This window comes from Lentzea albida, from assembly GCF_900111005.1.
In the GTDB taxonomy this organism is placed as follows: Bacteria; Actinomycetota; Actinomycetes; order Mycobacteriales; family Pseudonocardiaceae; genus Lentzea; species Lentzea albida.
Map to the genome: position 1 here is coordinate 122,913 of NZ_FOFV01000016.1, position 22,485 is coordinate 145,397.

19 protein-coding genes are annotated in these 22,485 nt (G+C 70.0%); 8 read left to right on the forward strand and 11 right to left on the reverse strand.

The annotated features are described in order from the left end of the window. The first annotated feature begins 85 nt into the window (after nucleotides 1-85). Nucleotides 86-589 carry a DUF3145 domain-containing protein gene (locus BMY74_RS32870; protein ID WP_089922398.1) on the forward strand — a complete coding sequence of 168 codons (504 nt, stop codon included), beginning with the start codon at nucleotides 86-88 and terminating at the stop codon, nucleotides 587-589. Nucleotides 590-606: 17 nt separating this feature from the next. Here BMY74_RS32870 and BMY74_RS32875 read toward each other — a convergent pair whose 3' ends face one another. The 4 genes from BMY74_RS32875 to lanKC form a co-directional block, all read right to left on the reverse strand. After that, nucleotides 607-2,325, reverse strand: a complete 1,719-nt coding sequence (locus tag BMY74_RS32875) for an ABC transporter ATP-binding protein (RefSeq protein ID WP_089922399.1) — start codon at nucleotides 2,323-2,325, stop codon at nucleotides 607-609. Beyond that, nucleotides 2,325-3,941 carry an ABC transporter ATP-binding protein gene (locus BMY74_RS32880; RefSeq protein WP_089922400.1) on the reverse strand — a complete coding sequence of 539 codons (1,617 nt, stop codon included), beginning with the start codon at nucleotides 3,939-3,941 and terminating at the stop codon, nucleotides 2,325-2,327. The genes BMY74_RS32875 and BMY74_RS32880 overlap by 1 nt, the downstream gene beginning before the upstream one ends. A 143-nt stretch (nucleotides 3,942-4,084) precedes the next feature. Further along, nucleotides 4,085-4,246, reverse strand: coding sequence for a SapB/AmfS family lanthipeptide (locus BMY74_RS32885; protein ID WP_089922401.1), 162 nt, complete (start codon nucleotides 4,244-4,246; stop codon nucleotides 4,085-4,087). Between the two features lie 34 nt (nucleotides 4,247-4,280). Next, nucleotides 4,281-6,845 (reverse strand): class III lanthionine synthetase LanKC, encoded by a 2,565-nt coding sequence (lanKC, locus tag BMY74_RS32890; RefSeq protein WP_089922402.1) that lies wholly within the window; start codon nucleotides 6,843-6,845, stop codon nucleotides 4,281-4,283. A 605-nt stretch (nucleotides 6,846-7,450) separates the two neighbouring features. Here lanKC and BMY74_RS32895 point away from each other — a divergent pair. Next, a complete protein-coding gene (locus BMY74_RS32895; RefSeq protein ID WP_143091788.1) occupies nucleotides 7,451-8,020 on the forward strand; it encodes a hypothetical protein in 570 nt (189 codons plus the stop codon). 851 nt (nucleotides 8,021-8,871) lie between these two features. On the opposite strand, the gene fabF is transcribed toward BMY74_RS32895, so the two are convergent. The 5 genes from fabF to BMY74_RS32920 all read right to left on the reverse strand — a co-directional run bounded on the left by fabF (nucleotide 8,872) and on the right by BMY74_RS32920 (nucleotide 13,672). Then, on the reverse strand, nucleotides 8,872-10,107 hold the full coding sequence (gene fabF / locus BMY74_RS32900) for a beta-ketoacyl-ACP synthase II (protein ID WP_089922404.1): 1,236 nt from the start codon (nucleotides 10,105-10,107) through the stop codon (nucleotides 8,872-8,874). Continuing rightward, entirely contained in the window at nucleotides 10,104-10,340 is a 237-nt protein-coding gene (locus BMY74_RS32905) for an acyl carrier protein (RefSeq protein WP_030465146.1), read from the reverse strand. The genes fabF and BMY74_RS32905 overlap by 4 nt, the downstream gene beginning before the upstream one ends. 34 nt (nucleotides 10,341-10,374) lie before the next feature. Then, on the reverse strand, nucleotides 10,375-11,352 hold the full coding sequence (locus BMY74_RS32910; RefSeq protein WP_089922405.1) for a beta-ketoacyl-ACP synthase III: 978 nt from the start codon (nucleotides 11,350-11,352) through the stop codon (nucleotides 10,375-10,377). Further along, on the reverse strand, nucleotides 11,349-12,278 hold the full coding sequence (locus BMY74_RS32915; RefSeq protein ID WP_177230034.1) for an ACP S-malonyltransferase: 930 nt from the start codon (nucleotides 12,276-12,278) through the stop codon (nucleotides 11,349-11,351). The genes BMY74_RS32910 and BMY74_RS32915 overlap by 4 nt, the downstream gene beginning before the upstream one ends. A 194-nt stretch (nucleotides 12,279-12,472) precedes the next feature. Then, on the reverse strand, nucleotides 12,473-13,672 hold the full coding sequence (locus BMY74_RS32920) for a PucR family transcriptional regulator (RefSeq protein WP_089922406.1): 1,200 nt from the start codon (nucleotides 13,670-13,672) through the stop codon (nucleotides 12,473-12,475). Between the two features lie 121 nt (nucleotides 13,673-13,793). On the opposite strand from BMY74_RS32920, the gene BMY74_RS32925 reads away from it, so the two are divergent. From BMY74_RS32925 to rfbB, 4 genes are all read left to right on the forward strand, one after another. Beyond that, nucleotides 13,794-15,350 (forward strand): alpha/beta hydrolase, encoded by a 1,557-nt coding sequence (locus tag BMY74_RS32925; RefSeq protein ID WP_245786487.1) that lies wholly within the window; start codon nucleotides 13,794-13,796, stop codon nucleotides 15,348-15,350. A 221-nt stretch (nucleotides 15,351-15,571) separates the two neighbouring features. After that, nucleotides 15,572-16,342: a mechanosensitive ion channel family protein gene (locus BMY74_RS32930; RefSeq protein ID WP_089922408.1), complete on the forward strand. Its 771-nt coding sequence runs from the start codon at nucleotides 15,572-15,574 to the stop codon at nucleotides 16,340-16,342. A 129-nt stretch (nucleotides 16,343-16,471) separates the two neighbouring features. After that, nucleotides 16,472-17,527, forward strand: a complete 1,056-nt coding sequence (locus BMY74_RS32935) for a glucose-1-phosphate thymidylyltransferase (RefSeq protein WP_089922409.1) — start codon at nucleotides 16,472-16,474, stop codon at nucleotides 17,525-17,527. Then, complete coding sequence (rfbB, locus tag BMY74_RS32940; RefSeq protein ID WP_089922410.1) at nucleotides 17,524-18,498, forward strand: dTDP-glucose 4,6-dehydratase; 975 nt, start codon at nucleotides 17,524-17,526, stop codon at nucleotides 18,496-18,498. Before BMY74_RS32935 ends, rfbB begins: the two co-directional genes overlap by 4 nt. On the opposite strand, the gene BMY74_RS32945 is transcribed toward rfbB, so the two are convergent. Both BMY74_RS32945 and BMY74_RS32950 read right to left on the reverse strand, forming a co-directional pair. After that, nucleotides 18,488-19,528 carry a winged helix DNA-binding domain-containing protein gene (locus tag BMY74_RS32945; protein ID WP_089922411.1) on the reverse strand — a complete coding sequence of 347 codons (1,041 nt, stop codon included), beginning with the start codon at nucleotides 19,526-19,528 and terminating at the stop codon, nucleotides 18,488-18,490. The genes rfbB and BMY74_RS32945 overlap by 11 nt on opposite strands. 9 nt (nucleotides 19,529-19,537) lie before the next feature. Continuing rightward, complete coding sequence (locus BMY74_RS32950) at nucleotides 19,538-20,626, reverse strand: phytase (protein ID WP_089922412.1); 1,089 nt, start codon at nucleotides 20,624-20,626, stop codon at nucleotides 19,538-19,540. Nucleotides 20,627-20,680: 54 nt separating this feature from the next. Here BMY74_RS32950 and pnuC point away from each other — a divergent pair, with 54 nt between their 5' ends. Together pnuC and BMY74_RS32960 are read left to right on the forward strand one after the other, a co-directional pair. Next, entirely contained in the window at nucleotides 20,681-21,304 is a 624-nt protein-coding gene (gene pnuC / locus BMY74_RS32955) for a nicotinamide riboside transporter PnuC (RefSeq protein WP_089922413.1), read from the forward strand. Next, complete coding sequence (locus BMY74_RS32960) at nucleotides 21,301-22,470, forward strand: M14 family metallopeptidase (RefSeq protein ID WP_089922414.1); 1,170 nt, start codon at nucleotides 21,301-21,303, stop codon at nucleotides 22,468-22,470. Before pnuC ends, BMY74_RS32960 begins: the two co-directional genes overlap by 4 nt. Nucleotides 22,471-22,485: the final 15 nt, after the last annotated feature.

Sequence of the window (22,485 nt, forward strand, 5' to 3'; positions counted from 1 at the left end):
GCAGCGAACGGGTTTCGCGGTGATCACCTCACACTCGGCAAAGGCGTAGGGGAAGACGTCCCTCGTCGAGTAGCGGAGGTCAGCAGTGAGCACCCGTGGCAGCACCAGTGGCGTGGTTTACGTCCACTCGTCGCCGTCTGCGGTCTGTCCGCACGTCGAGTGGGCGATCTCGGGCACCCTCGGTGTCCGGGTAGACCTCAGGTGGGCAGCGCAACCCGCGGCACCAGGCCAGTTGCGCGCTGAATGCGCGTGGACCGGAGACGCCGGCACCGGCGCCAAGCTCGTTGCTGCGCTGCGCGCGTGGCCGATGCTCCGGTTCGAGGTGACCGAGGAACCTTCCTCCGGTCAGGACGGGGAGCGCTTCTGCTTCGCGCCCGTGCTGGGGCTCTGGCATGCCAGAACCTCGGCCAACGGTGACATCGTCGTGAACGAGGACCAGCTGCGTGCACTCGCGGTCCGGGCTCGTGGCGGTGAGTCCTTCGCGCACGGCGTCGACGAACTGCTCGGCGCGGCGTGGGACGACGCCCTGGAACCGTTCCGCCGTGCGGGAGACGGCGCGCCGGTCACCTGGCTGCACCGCGTCGGCTAGTCCTGAGTGGACCCCGCTCACCGTTTGGGCAGCGGGGTTTCCACTCGGTGCGTGGGATCCCAGGCCAGCATGAGCCGCCCGTAGAGCGCGGACGTCCTGAGCAGGTGCTCGTGCGTGCCGAGCAACGGCCTGCCGCCGTCCATGACCAGCACGCGGTTCGCCCGCAGCGCCGAGCTCAGCCGGTGCGCGATCACCACGAGAACCCCTTGCCGTTCCGCGAAAGCCCGTTCGACCCTGGCTTCGGCGGCGGGGTCGAGGTGTGAGGTCGCCTCGTCGAGGACGACGACGCCCGCGGACGTCACGTAGACCCGCGCGAGCGCGAGAAGCTGTGCCTCACCAGCGGAAAGTCCTTCACCACCGTGGCCGAGTGTCCCGTCCAGGCCGCCGATCCTGTCCAGAAGTCGTTCGGCGCCAACCTTCTTCGCCGCCTCGACCAGTTCGTCGTCGGTCGCCCACGGCGCGAGAAGCGCGAGGTTCTCCCGCACGGTGCCGGTGAACAGGTACGTCTCCTGCGGGATCAGCGCGATCGCGTGGTGCCGGATCGCCGGCGTCACCCGGTGGACCGGCGCTCCGCCGAACAGCACGTGGCCGTGGTCCGGTGGCATCAGCCCGGTGAGCAGACCGGCCATTGTGGACTTGCCGATGCCGGACGGGCCGACGACCGCCAGGTGGTCGCCGGGACGCAGGTCGAGCGACAGGCCGCGCAGCACCGGTTCCGCGTCCGGGCTCCAGCCGAACGTCACGTCCCGCAGCACGAACTCGCTGGTGGCCGGGCTCTCGGTGCCCGCCTGAACGTCCGTGCGCGGTGCCGCTTCCTGAAGTCGTTTGAGTGCGACCATCAACCGCATCACGACCGTGCTGGTCGTGCGGGCGAGGCCGTGCAGCGCGGGGTTCACGCTGGTGGTCAGGTAGACGACCGCTGCCAGGACCGCACCCGTCGTGAGCTGCCCGGACGCGACCAGCGGGGGAGCGAACGCCACCAGCAGCGCCACGGGCGCGAAGCCGCCCAGCGCGATCACCGTGGCGCGCAACGAGTTGGCCCACGCGACGGTGACCGCGGCCCTGGCCTGCAGGTCGACCTGCGTCGCGATGTCCCGGTAGGCCTCGGAGGAAGCGTGGCAGGCGGCCACGTCGCGCAGTCCGCTCAGCACCGCGCCGGACGCCTCCGCCGTGCGTTCGTCGGCGATCACGGCGTCGCGTTGCCGTTGGGCGAGCGACGGGAGCATCAACCCGAAGAGCACCAGCGCGGCCACGATCGGGAGCACGACCAGCCAGATCAGCGCGGCGGCCGTCGTCGCGAGGCCGACCAGCGCGGCCACCGTCGTGACCAGGAGCGCACGGGCCTGCACCAGCACGCCCGCGGTGGCGTCGCGGACCACCTCGACGTGCCGGGTGATCATGGCGACCGCGCTGGCGTCCGGGGTGCGGCGATGCGTCGGGTCGTTCAGCACGCCCCGCACGACCCGTGCGACCAGGGCGTCGCGCATCGGTTCGACGACGGAGCCGAGCCGGGCGAACACCTGCCGCTGGCCCAGCGCGCCGGCCACCGCGAGTGCGGCGAACGCGAGCAGCCACAGCACGCCGGCCAGCGGGTTCCCGGCCGCGAAGCCCCTGTCGACGGCGGTGCCGACGAGCCTGCCGCCGAAGAACGCGGGAACGCCCTCGAGCAGCGACCAGCCGAGCAGGACCAGCACGCCTCGGCGGTGTCCTGCCAGCGTGGAGAGGTAGAAGCGCATCACTCGCCCCCGGTGAACACGGCTCGGTAGTGCTCGTTGTGCCACAGGGCCCCGTGGCTGCCGGTGCCCCTGATCCGGCCGTTCTCCATCCACACCACGAAATCCGCCCTCGCGGCCGTGGCCGGGCGGTGCGTCACCACTATCCGCGTCCTGTCGGGCAGGGCCGTGGTGAGCGCCTTGTCCACTTCGGCCTCGGTCACGGTGTCCAGACTCGCGGTCGCGTCGTCGAGCACGAGCACGTCCGGATCCCGGACGATCGCGCGGGCCAGACCTATCCGCTGCGCCTCACCGCCGGACAGCGGGGCGTCGGCCACCGGGGTCTCGTAGCCCTGGGGCAGCCGGATGAGCACGTTGTGCACCTGGGCGGCGACGGCGGCGTCCCTGACCTGGACCTCGTCTGCGTCCGTCCCGTAGCCGATCGAACGGCCTATCGTCGTGCCCAGCAAGGCGGGACGTTCGAACGCGTAGCCGACCGCGTCGTGACCGCGCACCTCGCCCGAGTCCACAGCGGACAGTCCACCGAGCACCGCCGCCAGCGTCGACTTGCCCGCGCCGGAACTGCCGACGACCGCGACGAACATGCCGGCCGGGATCATCAGGTTCACGTCGTGCAGCGCGCCTTCGACGCTGACGTTCCGCAGCTCGATGACACCGTTGGACGCCTTAGCGACAGGCCTCTTCGGCACGGGGGTGTCGAGGACCTCGGCGATCCTGGTGGCGCTGGCGCGGGTCCGTTCGAGCACGGTCAGCTGGGTCATCTGGCCGACGATCCCCATGCCCAGGGCCGCGTAGCCGAGGGCGGCGAGCACGTCACCCGTGCTCAGCCTGCCCTGCATCACGCCGAAACCGGCGGCGGTGAGCACCGCCACCTCGACGGCGGGCAGCAGCAACCCGGCCCGCCACATCATCCTCGCCTGCGTGCGCCACATGCCGGCGCCGGCCGCGGCGAGCCGGGGCAGCGGCTCCAGCACGCGGTCCGCCTCCCGGTCGGCGATGCCGGCGGACGCGATCGTGCGCAGACCGGACACGGAGTCGAGCAGCCGTGCCGAGACCTCACCGGAGACCTCCTGGTAGGTCAGCACGTCGTCGGCCGTCATGCGCATGTGCGTGCGGATCAGCAACCCCGCCAGCGGGACGCTCAGCACGAACACGGCCGCGAGCCGCCAGTCCAGCAACGCCAGCGCGACCACGGCACCCGCCGAGGACACGGCGGTGACGACGAGGGTGATCATCGTGACGGCGATGCCGCCCGCGTTGCCGCAGTCGCCCGTCACCCGGCTCACCGCGTCACCGGCGGCGAACGGGGAGGGGTGGCCGAGGGTGAGGAGTCGCCGGGAGAGCTTGCGGCGCAGGAAGGCCGTCGCCCGGCTCGTGGTGCTCGCGGCGAGCACCACGCCGATGGCGTCACCGATGATCTCGACGGCCGCCAGCGCGAGCAGCCACACGATCGTGACCAGCACGAACGTCCCGCTCAGGGCCATGTCGACGGCGTCGGCGAGCGCGGCGGGGAGCAGCAGGCCGCCGGTCGTGGTGACCGCGGCGTTGAGCAGCAGCGCCCACGGACGGTGGTCGCGGCGGATCACGGAGAACAGCAGGGCGTCACCTGGTTTGGCCATCGGCTGTTCCTCCGGGGGTGTTCAGGGCGCATCATGAGCGAGGGCCCGACAGCTGGCCGGCTGCCGGGCCCTGCAGTCGGAGGGTGAGCGGCATACTTCGCCTATGCCGCTCACTCACCGCGGTGTTGCAGTTGAAGCGCAGGTCAGCAGGCCAGCAGGCTGACGGTGCTGTGCGAGCAGGGGAGCAGCAGCGACGCGTTGGACGCGGTCGTGGAGCCGCCGCCGCCACCGTGGCCGCCGCCCGCGAGCACGTTGCTCGGCGCCTCGGGGGTCTCGATGTCCTGCAGGTCGAGGATGAAGCCCATGACTGTCTCCTAATTCGAGGAATCGATCTTCTTGCTACCGGCCCGAGCGGGCCGGGGTCTGGGCCCTTCCGAGGAAGGGGAGTGGTGGACGTCCGTCCACTGTGGAGGCGATGGCGAGCAGCACGCCCGCACCGCCGGTGTTGAGGTCCATGGAGAGCCGGCGCAGCTGCACCCCGGGGAACGCGAGCCCGCCGCCGTAGCGCACGGCGTGCCAGCCGAGTGCCTTGAGGTGCCGCTGGACGGAGCGTTCCAGGCGCTCGTCGGGCCGGTGCCTCGTCGCGTGGGCGAGGGTGGCCATCAGCCCGGCCCTGCCGAGCGTGAACGCGGGCTGGATGACGAACTCGCCGGTGCAGCCGTCGAGCAGCTCGGGAAGCCTTGCCGCGCAGGGACGTTCCGGTGCCGCCTTCGCGAACTCCGTGAGCACCAGCGCGATTCCCGCGCCGCCGATGCCGACGTAGGGCAGGCTTCGGAACGTCCCGTCGCGGACCTGCAGTGAACCGTCCAGTGCGACCATCGTCTCGGCCAGGTCGCGTTCGAGCGCCTGTTCGGACAGGTCGAGCCAGCGCTCGTGTCCGGTGTGCTCGAACAGGCGCAGGAAGAACAGGGCGGGACCGGACCAGCCGTGCAGCAGGCCCGCCCTCGCCGTGTCGCCGGGCGGCGGGGCTTCGGAGAGCTGCTTCGCGAGCCGTTCGGCCAGCTCTTCGGCCTGGTCGGTGAAGTTCTGGTCGCCGCGCTCGTTCGCGAAGTGCAGCAGGTTGAGGCCGATGCCGGACAGGCCGGCGCCGAGCCCGTGGTCCCGCGTGGTGCGGACGAGCGGGGCGTAGCGCTCGACGATCTCGGTCGCGAGGTCGTGGTGGCCGAAGTTCTCCAGCACGTGCGCGATGCCGTGGGCGCCGGTGAAGAAGCCGGGCTGCTGGGGCGGGTCGTTGCGGACCGCCTCGACCAGCCACTCCTCGTGCTCGGGGTAGCGGCCCTCGCCGCTCTCCGCGAGCGCGTGCAGCACACCCGCGGCACCGTGGCCGAAGCCGAGGCCGCCGGTCTCGAACTGCTCGATGTCGCCGGGGAACAGCCTGTCCCTGCGGTGCGGTGTCGCGCTGTGCAGGATCGCCGCGGCGATCTCCTTGCGCACCACCGACCAGTCCGGGTTCTCGTCGTCGAACGCGGTGAACGCGGGATCGGCCGGCGGGTCGACGCGCGGGGTGAGCACGTCGAGGATCTGCCGCTGGTAGTCGTCGCCCAGGCCGAACCGGTCCGCGATGACATGGACGTGCTGGCGCAGCTTGGCCGGCGCGAGCTCCAGCACCGCGTTGAGCGGCAGGAAGATCCACAGCTTGAGCGCGGCCAGCGGGTAGGCGTCGATGTCGAAGCCCTCGCGGTCCTTCGGCGCCTGGAAACCGGGTGCGCCGAGCGTCGGTCGGTGCACGTCCTCGATGGTCGAGGAGAGTTCGAAGTCGATGAGCGAGACGTTGTCGTCCTCGTCGACCAGGATGTTCATCGTGTGCAGGTCGCCGAAGACGACGCCGCGCTCGTGCACCTTCTCGACGAGGCGCTCGACCTTGGTGATGAGCTCCTGTGCCCTGATGCGGTAGTTCTCGAGGAGTTCGGGCGTGGTGTCCTTGTGTGTCAACGGGTAGTTGTGGCCGAGCCACTGCCCGAGCGAACGCCCCGGCATGAACTCCATGGCCACGAACAGGTGCTCCCACTCGGTGAAGCGGTCGTACACCTCGGGAACGCCGTCGATGCCGTGCAGCTTCGTGAGGATCTCGTGCTCGAGTTCGAGACGCGCCACCGCGTCGCGGCCCTCGCGGTCGAGCCCGGCGTGCGGCCGCGCCTCCTTGAGCACGACCTCCTTGCCGTCGCTCTTGCGCGTCGCGAGGTAGACGCCGCCGCCGTTGGAGAAGTGCAGCGAACTCTTTATCTGGTAGGGGAACTTGTCCGCGTCGCCTGCGTTGCGCTCGGCGAGGTGCGGCTCGAGGAAGGCGGGCAGCTCGATCCACTCGGGGAGGCTGAACACCGGCTTGCGCGTGTCCGCCACCAGTTCGCCGTCCGGGCCCTCGATCGCGAGCACCTGCCGGCCGTCGATCTCCAGCCACTGCTCGGCGAACCCGCCGTAGCGCACGTAGAGCGGACCCCTGCCGACGCGGAGGTCGCTCAGGATGTAGGCCCCGTGCTCACCGTCGAGGACCTGCGCGAGCTCGGTGCAGAGGGTCTCGAGCTGCTCGGCGTCCGCCGGGTAGATCGTGATGAGCTTGCCGCTGCCGTCGCGCGGGGCGTACTTCGAGTTGCGGGCCAGCACGATCGAGACGGTCTGCAGGTACTTGAAGGGGACGCGCCGCTCGACGCAGTGGTCGAAGGTCGCCTTCAGCACCCGGCCGGCGTTGTCGAGACCGGCGGAGACGTGGATCTTCCACCCCTGCCGGGGGAGCTCCACACCGTTCGGGTGGTGGTGCCTCCACACGTTGCGCTCGACGGTCGTCCAGCCGGGCGGAAGTGCGGGGAGTTCGAGCGAGAAGTCGTCCGCGGGAGTGGTTTCGGTGCTGCTCTGCAGATCGTAGAACTGCCGGTCCGCGAAGCAGTACGCCTCGTATCTGAGGTCCACCGAATTCCCCTCTCCGACTCGTTTGCGTTTTGTTTGACGCGGCATATTCCCGCACAAATCCGCGGCTATGGGGAATCCGCCGTTAGAGTCATATGGGTCCCCTGTTCGTGGCCGAAAGGGTGTCGGTTACCGATGCGTATGTGACGCCTCGTGATGAGGTTTGGGTCCATCTCACCCGGTTGAGATGTTTGTTGACCAGCCGGTGGACGGGCTCTGCTCGGGCCTCCGCTAAACGGAACTCTGGCGTTCTGCTTCTGAGGCGCCTCTGAGCTGCGCTATTCCAGATCGTGTCCGACGTATAGGCGGATGCAGCGATGTGTCGTGCACGCGCAGTGGCGACTGCTCTCTCCGGGTGAAGCCTTGATTGGCTGCAATTGCGTGTTTGATGCGGCCGAATGGCGGTATTGAGTGCCCCGTTGGAACCCATTCGTTGGAGGAGATTGCCCATTGACTTTTATGTACCAAACATTGTCTTACTACATGCAACTGAGTAAATTCCGGTGTGATGTAATCGTTCGAGTGAAAAATTGTGTTTTGATGTAACGCGACCCGTTTCGTGAGTGGCCCTCTGCTGCTCGGCGTGTTGTGCGACTAGGCTGGCGGCCGTGGGGAGCGTGGCGAGCCGCTGGCTGGTGCCGGCCGTGGTGGTGATCACCGGAGCCGCGGTGGCGGCCGGAATGGTGGGCCGGACCGTGTACGCCCGCCCGGCCGAGGCCAAGGGCACACCGGCGGTCGAGTCGTCGGTCGTGGGCACGCTGCCGGGGTCCGCGGAGGTGCGGCTGAGCCCGGACTCCTTCACCCACCCGGACCGGACCTCGGTGCAGCGGGTGCTGCAGGAGTACTTCGACGCGATCAACGCCGGGGACTTCGCTTCGTGGCGTGGTGTGGTGTCGGCCCGGCGGGTGTCCGGGACGCCCGAGGCGAGCTGGATGTCGGCGTACGAGACCACTCGCGACGGCGGGATGGTGGTGCAGCGGATCGAGTCGGACGTGGTGGGGCGGCGGCTTCGGGTGCTGCTGTCTTTTGTGTCCACTCAGGACGTTGCGAAGGCGCCGCCCGCGTTGCCGGAGGGGTGCATTCGGTGGCGGGTGGTGTATGTGCTGGTGTGGGAGGGTGGGGAGTTGAAGGTGGACGAGGCGGCGGAGAACCGGAACCCCCAGATGGAGAAGTGCTGAGCTCCTGGTCGCGGGTTCGCGGCTTGTGCGGGTGGTTGTTCTGCTTGCGGCCTGGTCGCCTTGCGTGCTTCCCCTGGGGCTCTGCCCCAGACCCCGGCAATCTGATCAGGGGGTAGCGCCGCGGGCAGGCTGATGGCACGCCTGTTGCGTAGGGCGGCTGCCTGTTTCGTAGTTTGGTTGCGGTGGCGGTGGGGTCCCATCCCAAGTCGCACCAAGAGCGGGCCACACCTGAGGAGGGGTGTCAAACCGCCGAAAAGCGTGGCGGTTTGACACCCCTCCTCAGGTGCAGCAAGAGCTATGGCGCGACTCGTGATGGGACCCCACCGCCGGTACCTCTTTGCTCAGGACGGCTCGCCTGCGGCATCGCGGCAATCGTTCGGCTCGCCTCCGGCATCGCACCGATCCCACGACTCGCGTGCCGCGCCTCGCCTCTCCCGTCTGCTGCGTCCCGCCCACCACCCCGCCCCCGTCTTGCGCGTCCCGCGCCCGCCTCCCGCCGCCCGTCTGCCGCCTTCCGCGTCTCGCTCGGCCCGCCCGCCGTCGCCTGCCGCGTCCCGCCTGCGCGTTCCGTTCGGCCCGCCCGCCGTCGCCTGGCCCGCGTCCCGCCTGCCGTCTCTGGGCCCCGCGTCCCGTCAGCCGCGTGCAGCTTGGCCGACCGCCGTCTCCCAGTCCGCGTGCCGCTTGGCCCGCCTGCCGCCTCCCGGCCCGCGTCCTGCCAGCCGCGCCATGGCTCCCCGCCGGGCGTCCCCGGGCCGAGCCTTCCCGCCTCCACCTCTCCCTGGCCGCCTTTCCCCGCACAGCACAACGCCCCGGTCTGCGGAGCAGACCGGGGCGTGCGGTGGAGCGTGTGGCTAAGCCGGGGTGAAGGCCAGCGCCACGTTGTGGCCGCCGAAGCCGAACGAGTCGTTCACGGCGGCCTCCAGCTTGATCTTGCGGGGTTCGCCCGCCACCACGTCCAGCGTGACGGCCGGGTCGAGGTTCTCCAGGTTGAGCGTCTGGGGAACGATGCCGTCGCGGATCGAGAGGACGGTGACGATGGCCTCTACCGCTCCTGCTGCGCCCAGCAGGTGGCCCAGTGCGCCCTTCGGCGCGGTCAGGACCGGGTGGTCGCCGATCGCCTTGCGGATCGCCACGGTCTCCGCGACGTCGCCCACCGGGGTGGAGGTCGCGTGGCAGTTCACGTGGCCCACGTCGGCCGGGTCGATGCCGCCCGAGCGCAGGGAGGCCGCGATGGCACGGGACTGGCCCACGCCCTCGGGGTCCGGGGCGGTGATGTGGTAGCCGTCGGCGGAGGTGCCGATGCCGGCGAGCTTGCCGTAGATCTTCGCGCCACGGGCCTCGGCGAACTCGCGGCGTTCCAGGACCATGACGCCCGCGCCCTCGCCGAGGACGAAGCCGTCGCGGCCCGTGTCGAACGGGCGTGAGGCCTTCTCCGGCTCGTCGTTGCGGGTGCTCATGGTGCGGGCCTGCGAGAAGCCCGCCACCGGGATGGCCGTGATGCACGCTTCGGCGCCGCCCGCCACGACCACGTCGGCTTCGCCGGACTTGATCATGCGGTAGGCCCAGGCGATGGCCTCGGCGCCCGACGCGCAGGCGGAGACCGGGGCGTGCACGCCCGCCTGTGCCTTGAGCTCCAGGCCGACGTGGGCGGCCGGGCCGTTCGGCATCAGCATCGGGACGGTCAGCGGCGACACCTTGCGCAGGCCCTGCTGCTCCAGGAGGTCGTCCTGGGTCAGGAGGGTGATCGCGCCGCCGATGCCGGTGCCGATGATGACGGCGAGGCGCTGGCGGTCGACGGTGTCGTCGTCGTGGCCCGCGTCGGACCACGCCTGGCGGGACGCCACGATGGCGACCTGCTCGGAGCGGTCCAGGCGGCGTGCCTCGACTCGGGGGAGCACCTCGGTCGGGTCCACCACGAGCTGCGACGCGATCTTGACCGGCAGGTCGTACTTCTCGACCCAGTCGTGGGTCATGGGGCGGACCCCGCTCTTGCCGGCCAGCAGCGCGTCCCAGGTGGACGTGATATCACCACCGAGCGGGGTGGTGGCACCCAGCCCGGTGATGACGACCTCGATGCCCGAAGTCACTTGTTGCTGGTGATGTAGTTCACCGCGTCACCAACGGTCTTGAGGTTGGCCAGCTCGTCGTCCGGGATCTTCACGCCGAACTTGTCCTCAGCCTGGACGGCGATCTCGACCATCGACAGCGAGTCGATGTCGAGGTCGTCCACGAAGGACTTCTCAGCGGTGACGTCGTCGGCGGCAACGCCGGCGACCTCTTCGACGATCTCGGCAAGACCGGACAGGACGTTGTCGCTCACTGAAGTTCCCTTTCGATTGAAACGGTGGAAGAACTCATGGGCACCGGACCACCTGTCCCGCGTAGGACAGGCCCGCGCCGAAACCGACCATCAGCACGACATCTCCCGAGGAGATCTCGCCCGCCGACCTCATGTGGTCCAGTGCCATGGGGATCGAGGCCGAGGAGGTGTTGCCGGATTCGACGATGTCTCGAGCGATCTTCAGGTCCTCGCGCGCACCATTCTTGTGCAGGCGCTTGGCGATGGCCTCGATGATCCTGAGGTTGGCCTGGTGCGGGGCGAACACGTCCACGTCGGACAGTTCGACACCCGCGAGCTCGGCGGCGCGCAGCGCCACCGGGGCGATCTGGGTCGTGGCCCACCGGAAGACCGTCTGGCCCTCCTGGTGGATGAACGAGTCGCGGTCGTCGATGCGGATGACCTCGGACATGCTGCCGTCCGAGCCCCACGCGACGGGGCCGATCTCGTTCGTCTCACCGGCGCCGACCACGACGGCACCCGCGCCGTCCGCGAAGATGATCGCGGTCGAGCGGTCGTCCTGGTGGGTCCAGTCGGTGAGCTTCTCGGCACCGATGACGAGGATGTTCTTCACGGTGCCGGCGCGGACGATGTCCGCGGCCGTCGCGACGGCGTAGCAGAAGCCCGCGCACGCGGCGTTCAGGTCGAACGCGGCCGCGGCCTTGATGCCGAGGCGGGTGGCGACCTGCGCGGCGGCGTTCGGGATGGTCGACGGCATGGTGCACGTCGCCACGATCACGCCGCCGATGTCCTCCGGGGTGAGGCCCGCGTCCTCGATCGCCTTCGTGCCCGCGAGGACGGACATGTCGACGACACCCTCGTCCTTCGCGGCCACGCGCCGGTTCACGATGCCGACGCGCTCGCGGATCCACTCGTCCGAGGTGTCCATGCGCGCGGCGAGGTCGTGGTTGCTCACGACGGTCTCGGGCTGGTAGCTGCCGAGCCCGATGATGCGGCTACCCGCGGCTGCCTGCGGGGCCTGGAAGGTCGTCACTTATCGGCTCCAACGGTCTCGATGAGCTCCGAGACCTTCTCCAGCTGGTCGGGGGTCTTGAGGGCGAGGGTCGCGGTGCCCTTCATCGCACGCTTGGCGAGACCCGTCAGCACGCCGGCGGGCGGCAGTTCGAGCGAGCCCGCGACACCCTTCTCGACGAAGGTGGCCTGGCAGAGGTCCCAGCGGACGGGGCTCGTGACCTGGGTGACCAGGCGCGAGAGCACCTCGGCGCCCTCGGTGACGAGCTGACCGTCCTTGTTGGACACCAGCGGCAGCGACGGGTCCTGCGTGGTCACTTCGGCGGCACGCGCGCGCACGGCGTCTTCCGCGGGCGCCATGTACTTGGTGTGGAACGCGCCCGCGACGGCCAGCTTGCGGATCTTCGCCGGGCCGGGCGGGTTCTCGACGAGCGCGTCGAGCGCGGAGTGCGGACCGGCCGCGACGATCTGGCCGGCGCCGTTGCGGTTCGCGGGCACGAGACCGAGCTCCTCGAGGCGCGCGAGCACCTCCAGCTCGTCGCCGCCGAGCACCGCGGCCATGCCGGTCGGCTCCAGGGCGCACGCCTGCGCCATCGCGGCACCGCGCACGGCGGCCAGGGCGACGGCGTCGTCGGCGCTGATGACGCCCGCGACGGCGGCCGCGGCGAGCTCGCCGACCGAGTGGCCACCGACGATCACGGCGGAGGGCAGTTCCACGCGCTTGCGCAGCTCACCGAACGCGAGCACGGCGAGAGCCACGACCAGCGGCTGGGTGATCGCGGTGTCGACGATCTCGTCGGCCTCCGCGGTGGTGCCGAGGCGCACCAGGTCCAGGCCCGTGATCTCCGACCACGTCCGGACCTGCTTCTCCGCCCCCTCCAGTTCGAGCCAGGGGGTGAGCATGCCGGGCGTCTGGGACCCTTGTCCGGGCGCGAGGAGTGCGATCACGTCGATTACTAAAGCCGGTGAACCCACCGGTACCCCATGTCGTGAAGAACGAAGTACGGCGATCGTATTTGTAGAGACCCTACAAAAGTGACTCCCAGGTGAACGCTCCGCGACGTAACCCCAGCTCAGCGCTATCCGAGGTCGTTCGGCCCTCACCCCAACGGCTGTGTGCGAAGTCCGTCACAGGCCGTTCGCTACCACAGGCCCCGGGAGCGCGCTAGGCGTCCTACAGACAATGCGACGCGAAGCACAAGCGCGTCTCGAGCGTCATGTGCATTTCTTCCCGTCATTTCCTGAACGCGCCGAAGGCGATATCTGACCGTGTTCGGGTGCACGAACAGTCTTTTCGCGCACGTCTCCAGCACGCCCCCGACCTCCAGGAACGCGTCCACGGTCTCCAGCAGCGCGCCGCCCGCGTCCTCCAGCGGCCGGGCGACCCGGTCCACCAGCTGCCACTCGGCCTCCGGGTCGCCCGCCAGCGCCCGTTCCGGCAGCAGGTCGAGCGATCGGACGGGCCGGGGCGCGGCGGGCCAGCCGACCACGGCGCGCAGGCCGCTCAGCGCGTCACTGGCGCTGCGGTGGGCCTCGGACAGGCTGGCCACCGTCGGGCCGGCCACGACCGGCCCCTCGCCGAAGCCCTCGGCGATGCGCCCCAGCACGTCCTCCCCGGTCTCCGTCGGCCCGCCGAGCACGACGACCAGCCGCGAGCCCTGCACGGACAGCAGCACCGGCCGCCCGGCGCGGGCCGCCTTGCTGCGCACCGAGTAGATGATCGCGGGCGGGTCCTCGCCGCCGGGGTTGCCGACCAGCACCGTCGCCTCCAGCGCCGGGTCCCAGCCCAGCGCCGCCGCGCGGGAGAGCAGCGACTCCTCGGGGTCGCCACGCACGATGCCGTCGACGACCAGCGCCTCCAGCCGGGCGTCCCACGCGCCGCGCGCCTCGGCGGCCGCCGCGTAGGAGGTGGCGGCGGAGAACGCGATCTCCCGCCCGTACCGCAGCACGCCCTCCATCAGCAGCGCGCGCTCGGCGTCGTCGGCCGCCATCTCCGGCAGCTGCCCCTCGAACAGCTCCAGCGCGATCCTGACCAGCTCGACGGTCTGGCGCAGGCTGACCCAGCGGGAGATGTCCTTGGGGGCGCTGCGGAACGCGTCCGCCGTCAGCCGGATCGCCTGCTGCCGGTCGTGCAGCCACTCGCAGAACCCAGCGACGCCGTTCTGGATCAGCAGCAGGACGCTCGCCCGCTGGTCCGCGGGCATCCGGGCGAACCACGGCAGCCGCCGCTCCATCTCGGACACGCTGGCGGTCGCGAGCGAACCCGACGCGCGTTCGATCTTGCGCATGGTGCGGGCGGAGAGCGTCGGCGGGTGCTCCTCCTTCGCCTTGCTGCTGGTCATACCCGCAGCTTAGGGCCAGTCGAGCCCCATCACCGGTACGGGTGACAGAACCCATGGACCCGTGTGAACCCCCATACCTTCGGGCAGCAGAGATCTTTCGGTCCGGCGCGGAGGTTCGATCTTGCACAGGTTCCCGGTACTCGCCCTGAGCGTGGTGACCCTGCTGACGACGACTGCGATCGCCTCGGCCGATCCTCCCGACCCCCTCACCGAGTTCCACGCACAACCGGTCAAGTGGGCGCCGTGCAGCGGAAAACTCGCCGAACTGGAGTGCACCACGCTCGTCGCGCCGCTCGACTACGCGAAACCGGGCGGGGACAGGATCAACCTGACGGTCAGCCGCAGGAAGGCCGCGGCCGCCGACCGCAGGCGCGGCGTGCTGTTCACCAATCCGGGTGGACCTGGCGGTTCGGGGCTCGGGCTGCCGCTGTTCCTGATGAAGTCCGAGCTCGCGCAGGTCTACGACCTGATCGGCATCGACCCGCGCGGTGTCGGCGGCTCGACGGCGCTGAACTGCCGCAGCGCGCCCGCGATCGCCGCGCCCGAGTCCCGGCCCGCGGACGGCGAGTTCGGCAAGTGGGCGGCCGAGGCCCGCGAGGCCGAGGAGGCCTGCCAGATCTCGGGCGGCGGGATCCGGCAGTTCATCAGCACCGCCAACACCGCGCGGGACATGGACGTCGTCCGGGCCGTCCTCGGCGAGGCGAAGATCAACTACCTGGGCTACTCCTACGGCACGTACCTCGGCGCCGTGTACGGGACGATGTTCCCCGGCCGGCTCGACCGCAGCGTGCTCGACTCCGCGGTGCACCCGGAGTGGATCTGGCACGAGCAGTTCCGCCAGCAGGCCATCGCCTACCGGCAGGACGTCGAGGCGTGGGCGGCGTGGGTGGGGGAGCGCGCCGAGAAGTTCGGGCTCGGCAAGTCGCGGGACGAGGTGCTCGCCGAGGTCGAGAAGGTCGCGGTGAAGCTGCGCGCCACGCCGGTCGGCGAGTACGACCAGTCCTCCTTCGACGGCGCGGTGGGCGTCGGCGCCCGTTACCGTCCACTGTGGTCGGACCTGGCGTCGATCGTGACCAAGCTGCGGTCCGGGGAGCAGCCCGCGAACGCCGAGGGCGCCAAGGCCGGGCAGGTGCTCACGAAGACCGGGTTGCAGGAACTGCGCTCCGGGGTGTTCGACACGGTCACCTGCGAGTCGGACTGGCCGACGGAACTGCACGTCTACTACGAGGACATGCGGATGTTCCGCGAGCGCTACCCCTACGGCTTCGGGATCGTGCGGGCCGCGCCCATGACGTGCACGTTCCGCGCGTTCACGCCGCCGGAGGCACCGGTCAAGCTCGCGCGCGAGGGCTACCCGATCGGCGTCGTCGTGCAGTCCGAGGGCGACACGCAGACCCAGTACGCGGGCGGCCCGGCGATGGCGCGGCGGCTCGGGCACAACCTGATCACCGTCACCGACGAGGGCAAGCACGGCCTCTACAACGGCGGCAACAAGTGCGTGGACGAGAAGGTCAACCGGTACCTCGTCGACGGGGCGCTGCCGGGCAGCAGTTCCGAGTGCGCCGGCGACCCGAGGCCGGACGTGCCGAAGGACGGGCAGGGCGGCTCGGCGCTGACGTTGTCACCGGAGGGCATCCAGGCCTACCTGGACGGCCGCGGGTTCTCCGCGCGGCCCTAGCGACCGGCGGGAGGAATGTGGAAGGGCCCGCCACGGAGCGTGGCGGGCCCTTCCCTCTCCCCGGTCCCCACCGGTCCTTCCACTCTGGACTGTATTGAGACAAAAATCCACGTCAGCCACCCTTTCGTGTAGCAGTGTCGAAGTTGAACGGCGGTGTGATCCGCGAAACGATCAGACGGTCGGATCTTCACTCACCGCAACTTTTGTTCTAGGAGGGGCCCGTGGGCTCGCAAATCACCGAGGGCCTGGGCCAGGCGTGGGCGATGATCGCCACGTTCGTGCCGAAGCTGCTCGGCTTCCTCGTCGTGCTGCTCATCGGCTGGTTTATCGCCAAGGCACTGGCCAAGGGCGTCCAGTTCCTGCTCAAGCGCGTCGGCTTCGAAAAGCTGGTCGACAGGTCGGGCCTCAACGGCGCGATGCGGCAGTCGTCGATGGACGCCTCCGGTCTGATCTCCAAGATCGTGTACTACTTCGTGCTGCTCATCGCGCTGCAGCTGGCGTTCGGCGTCTTCGGCGCCTCGAACCCGGTCAGCACGCTGCTCAACGAGGTCATCGCGTACCTGCCGCGCATCGTCGTCGCGCTGGTGCTCGTGATCGTCGCGTCCGCGATCGGCACCGCCCTCAAGGGCCTCGTGACCGGCGCGCTCGGGCAGCGCTCGTACACGAAGCTCATGGGCAACATCACCTACGGCTTCGTGATGGCGCTCGGCATCATCGCGGCGCTCAACCAGCTGGGCATCGCCATCTCGGTGACCATGCCGGTCCTCATCGCGGTGCTCGCCACCGTGGCCGGCGTGATCGTCATCGGTGTCGGCGGCGGCCTGGTCCGCCCGATGCAGCAGCGCTGGGAGGGCTGGCTGACCCGCGTGCAGGACGAGGCGCAGGCCCAGTCCCCGATGCCGCGCGCGTCGCAGGAGGTGCCCCAGAACGTCGGTGCCCGCATGGGCGACGCGCCGACGCCCCCGTCGGGCATGCCGATGACCGACCGGTAGGTCTGATCTCGACGGAAGGGCCCGCGCTGGAGCAGCGCGGGCCCTTCTTCGCGTTTTAGGTCGTTCTCCAGTTGCGGTCTACCAGGGGCGGCGAACCTCGGTTCCACGTGACGGTGGAGGAGACGTTCCATGAAAGCCCTGGTGCTGTCCGGAGGCGCGGGAACACGCCTGCGACCATTCAGCTACTCGATGCCGAAACAACTGATCCCGATCGCCAACAAGCCCGTCCTCGAGTACGTGGTCGACAACCTGCGCGAGATCGGGATCACCGAGATCGGCATCATCGTCGGCGACCGCGCTCACGAGATCTCCGACGTGCTGGGCGACGGATCCGCCCTGGGCGTGGCGATCACGTACATCCCGCAGGACGCGCCGCTCGGGCTCGCGCACTGCGTGAAGATCGCGCGGCCGTTCCTCGGCGACGACGACTTCGTGATGTACCTGGGCGACAACATGCTCGTCGAGGGGATCTCCGAGATCGCCGACGAGTTCGCGGCGAACCGGACGTCCGCTCAGGTCGTCGTCTACAAGGTGCCGGACCCGCGGGCGTTCGGCGTCGCCGAGGTGGACGAGAACTCGCGCGTGACGCGGCTGGTCGAGAAGCCGCAGGAGCCGCGCAGCGACCTCGCCATGATCGGCGTGTACTTCTTCACCCCGCGCATCCACGAGGCCGTGGACGCGATCGAGCCGTCGTGGCGCGGTGAGCTCGAGATCACCGACGCGTTGCAGTGGCTGGTGACGAACGACCGCGACGTGCGGGCGCGGATCTACTCGGGGTTCTGGAAGGACACCGGGAAGGTTGAGGACGTGCTGGAGTGCAACCGCGAGGTGCTGCAACGGCTGCGCACCGACGTCCAGGGCATCGTCGACGAGGAGAGCACCCTCATCGGGGACGTCGTGGTCGAGGAGGGCGCCCGCGTCGTCCGGTCGTGCATCGTCGGGCCCGCGATCATCGGCGCCGGCACGCTCGTCGAGGAGTCGATCATCGGCCCGTACACGGCGATCGGGGCGGACTGCCGGATCACCGAGTCCGGGGTGTCCGACTCGATCGTGCTGTCCGGTGCCCACGTGCACGACGTGTCCGGCATCGAGACCTCGTTGATCGGGCGCAAGGCCCGGGTCGGCTCGGCGAAACAACACCGGCTGGTCGTCGGTGACGACGCACATGTGGAGGTGGCGGCGTGAAGCTGCTGGTCACCGGCGCTGCCGGGTTCATCGGCTCGCACTACGCCCGCACTCTGCTCGACGGCGGGTACGCGGGCTACGAGGACGCGCACGTCACCGTGCTGGACAAGCTGACGTACGCGGGAAACCGCGCGAACCTGCCCGAGTCGCACCCGCGGATGACGTTCGTGGAGGGCGACATCTGCGACCTGGAGCTGTTGCTGGAGCTGCTGCCCGGCCACGACGCCGTGGTGCACTTCGCCGCCGAGTCGCATGTGGACCGTTCGCTGACGGCCGCCGCGGACTTCGTGCTCACCAACGTCCTCGGCACGCAGACGGTGCTGGAGGCCTGTCGCCGCACCGGGGTCTCGCGGGTCGTGCACGTGTCGACCGACGAGGTGTACGGGTCGATCGACGAGGGCGCGTGGACGGAGACCTGGCCGCTGCTGCCGAACTCCCCGTACGCAGCCTCGAAGGCGTCGAGCGACCTGGTCGCCCGCTCGTACTGGCGCACGCACGGGCTCGACGTGTCGATCACGCGCTGCTCCAACAACTACGGGCCGTACCAGCACCCGGAGAAGCTCATCCCGTTGTTCATCACGAACCTGTTCAACGGCCTGCAGGTGCCGCTGTACGGGGACGGGTCGAACGTGCGGGAGTGGCTGCACGTCTCCGACCACTGCCGGGCGATCCAGCTGGTGCTGACCTCGGGGCGGTCCGGCGAGGTCTACAACGTCGGCGGCGGCAACGAGCGCACCAACCTGCAGATCACCGAGGCGCTGCTGGACCTGTGCAGTGCGGGGCCGGCCCTGGTCAAGCGGGTGGCCGACCGGCTCGGGCACGACCTGCGGTACGCGCTCGACGACACGAAGATCCGCGAGGAGCTCGGCTACGAGCCGCTGGTGTCGTTCGAGCAGGGCCTCGCGGACACGGTCGCCTGGTACCGCGACCACCCGGCGTGGTGGAAGCCGTTGCGGGACTTCACGTCCTGATCCAGTCCTGAAGGCGGTCGCACTCCTCGGCGACCGCCTTCCGCCTGCTCGGCGGCAGGTCGTCGATGTACTCGACCTCGACGGTGCGTTCCTTGGTGACCGCCCAGGTGGCGACGACGAAGCCGTCCACCAGGACCGTCGGCTTGCCGCCGACGACCACGCCGAGCCGGTCGTCCGCGATGACGCGGCGGCGGTCGGCGTGGGCGAGCAGGACGTTGTCGAACTCGGGCAGGAGCCGGACCGGGACGTCGGTGTCCGCGTCAGGCCGCGGGGCGTCCGGGAGGTCGAACAGCTCCTTGCCGGCCTCGGTGCGGAACGTCACGAGCTCGGGCCTGAGCTCGTCGAACACCTCGCCGAGCCTGGTGAGGCCGGACCACTGCTGGGCGTCCATGACCGTGGCGGGGCCGAACGCGGTCAGATAGCGCAGGACGAGTTCCCGCCGGTCCATGGCCTGCTGCGGTGCGTCGAGCCAGGTCTCGACGGTCGTGCAGACCGCCCTGCCGCTCCGGTGCCACAGGCCGCGCGGCGGGACCTGGACGAGGGCGAGCTTGTTGCGCAGGGCGTTGCCGAGGACGGTGTGCTCGCGGTCGGGCCAGAGCTCCTTGAGCTGCTTGCCCGCGTCCGCGGTGCCCTGCGGTGTGGTCTCGAGGATCGTGCGGCCGGCTTCGGCGACGGCGTCGAGGTCGAGGCCTCGCAAGCGCTTGGCGAACGGGCCGCTCTGCAGTTCGCGGTCGAGCCGGAGCTGCATGTGGGGGCGCAACGCGAGCGCGTCCCGCGCGCTGACCAGGTGGATCGTGCCGCGCATCAGCAGGATCCGCACCGCTTCGCGGGTGGTCAGCAGGTCTTCGAGCTCCTGCGGCCGGAAGTCCTCGAGGCGGGTCCAGAGGCCGACGTAGGGCGACTTCGGTTCCTGCGCCTGGATGCCGAGGAGGTGCTCGATGGTGGCGAGCGCGCTCTTACCGGCGCGCTCGCGCAACATCTGGCGTTCGATCAGCGCCCGGTTGAGGGCGTGCAGGCCGAGTGTCCCCATCGGGACAGACTAGAACCTGATGAACGCGAACCCGGTGCCGTCGGGGCGTTCGCCGTCGTGCACGACGAGGAGGTTGAGCTTGCCGAGCACGATGTCGGCGCCGTCGGAGTGCTCGACGTCCTTGACCTTGAAGTCCCTGAGCGGCTTCATGTCGGCCTTGCGGTAGGCCACGAACCGGGAGTCGCCCTGGCTGGAGGCGAGCAGCACGTCGTCCGCGATCGTGAGGCCCTCGGCGTCGGCTTCGAGCCACTGGCCGCCGAACCCGGGGTCGGGACCGTTGGGCACGCACTCCTCGGTCTCGGGGTCGTACTTCTGCGGGGCGCCCCAGGTGCGAACCTTCTCGACGAGCTGCGGCTTGCCAAACCCGTTGGCGCGCAACGGGATGCGCCAGATGCCGACGTCCTCCTGCGCGGCGTACAGGGTGTTCGTCTTCTCGTCGATCACCATGCCCTCGACCTGCGGGCCCTCGCCGGGCTCTCCGCAGACGGTCCACTGCTCGCCGTCTGGCAGGGTGAAGGTGCTCGGGAGGTCCAGAGTGGACACCTTCTTCGTGTCGTAGGTCCTGCCCTTCTGCACCTGGAGGAGCGCGATGCTGGTCTCGTTGCGGCGGCTGGTGACGACGACGTCTCTGCCGCCGACCCTGCCGGCGGCGAGGCCGTACACGGTGTGCTGGTCGTCGACCTCTGCCTCGGTCTTGCTGAACACCGGCCTGGTCGCCGGGTTGGTGACGTCGCGCGCACCGCGTTCGTCCACTTGGAACACCCGGATGCGGTCGCGTCCGCGGTCGCTCACGAACGCGAGGTCGCCGAGGACGTCGACGTTGTTGAAGCGGCCGGGCTTGGCGTCCGGGGTCGGCGGCGCGGGTGCCGGGTACACGCCGATCGTGCGGCCGTTCAGGTCGAACGCCGCCAGGCCGCCTTCCTTGAGCGTGCCCAGGACCACACTGCGTTCGGTGTCGCGCGGGTTCACCCAGATGGCCGGGTCGTCCGCGTCGGCGGGCTCCTCGAACGTCTGCGTGATCACGGTGGGTGTGATGACGGGCGTTGTGGGAGTGGTGAGGAACAAAGGCACGAGCGCGAGTGCTAAGGAAGATGACATGGTGGGACCGTAGGAAACACCGGTGTACTGCGACTGAACCGCGGGGGAACAACCGTGTGGTACGAGCTGGGATTGACGATCTTCGGGCAGAAGATCGCGTACACGGAGCTGGTCGGGCAGGTGCTCGCGCTCGCGGTGGTGTTCCTCGCGCAGCGCCGTTCACTCTTGACCTGGCCCGTTCAGCTGGTGTCGGTCGCCCTGCTGTTCACCGTCTACATGTCGGCGCACCTGGGCGGACTCGCGACGCGGCAGGTGGCCGTCGGCGCGATCGCCGTCTACGGCTGGTACGCGTGGGTGCGGCGCCGTGACCCGGTCTTCGGCGTGGTGGTGCGCAAGGGCTCCTGGCGCGAACGACTCGCGGTCGCCGGCGTCTTCGTCGCCGGCACGGTCGCGTTCGCGCTGGTCCTCGACGCGCTGGACGCCTCGTGGGCGCCGTGGCCGGACGCCGCGATCTTCGTCGGCACGGTCCTCGCCTTCGCGCTGCAGGGCCTCGGCCTGGTGGAGTTCTGGCTGGTGTGGCTGGTGGTCGACGCCGTCGGCGTGCCGCTGCAGATCCAGTCGGGCCTGTACTTCAGCGCGTTCGTCTACGTGATCTTCGCGGGCCTGGTGGTCCACGGCTTCATCGACTGGAACCGCACCGCCCGCCGGTTGACACAGGCGGCAAAGTCTCCTCTATGAGGGGACTGTTGATCGCTCTGCTGACCGCTGTCTCGTCGCTGGTAGCCGTTCCCGCGCACGCTGCTCCCGAGCCGCGCACCGGGTTCGAGCTCACCGGCCAGTGGACCACCGAGTCCGGGGAACAGGCCTACCTGCGGGCCACCGGCCTGCCTGTTTCCCAGATCGGGACGACCGCCCAAGGCCGTCCCATCCAGCTCGTGCGCGTGGGCTCCCGCAACGCGCGCACGGTGGTTCTCTTCATCTGCTCCCAGCACGGCGACGAACCCGCGGGCCGCGAGGCGTGCCTGATCCGCATGCGCTCCCTGCCGCGCTCGTCCGACGTGACCTACCTCTTCGTCCCGAACGCCAACCCGGACGGACGCGCCGCCGACACCCGCGGCAACTCCGCGGGCATCGACATCAACCGCGACCACCTGCTGCTGCGCACCGCCGAGGCCCGCGCGATGGCCGCCGTGATCCGCGACTGGCAGCCCGACGTCATCCACGACCTGCACGAGTTCGGTCCCTCCGAGCCGTTCTACGTGAAGGACGTGCTGTGGCTGTGGCCGCGCAACCTCAACGTGGCTCCCGGGGTGCACGACCTGTCCGAGACGCTGTCGCGCTCGTTCGTGAGGCCGTCGGTGGAGGCGGCGGGCCGCACGTCCGGCGTCTACGGCATCTTGATCGACCCGGAGACCGGCGAGCCGGTCGGGCAGATCGCGGGCGACGGCCAGGAACGCATCCTGCGCAACACCGGTGGCCTGAAGCACGGCATGGGCCTGCTGGTGGAGACCAACGTCGACAACACGCCCCGCTTCCGCGTCGACTCGCACCTGCTGGCGCTGGACGGCACCCAGTCGTTCGTGCGCGCGAACCGCTCGGCCGTCGAGGCCGCCAACGCGGCTTCTCGTGCCGTGCGGACCGGGCCGGTCTACTTCGGCGGCGCGGACAACCAGGCGCCGGATCCCGCCGACGTCGTGCCTGCGCCGTGCGGGTACGTGCTGACCGGCGCGCAGTACGTGGGCGTGCAGGACGAACTGGCGTTGCACGGGGTGGCTTCCCAGTACCTGCGCGGCGGTGACCGGATCGTGCCGTTGAAGCAGGAGGCGCGGGCGTTGGTGCCGTTGCTGCTCGACGCGCGTGCGGACGGACCGCTCGTCGCGGGGCAGCCCGTCGCGCAGTGCTGACCGGCGTGATCGGAT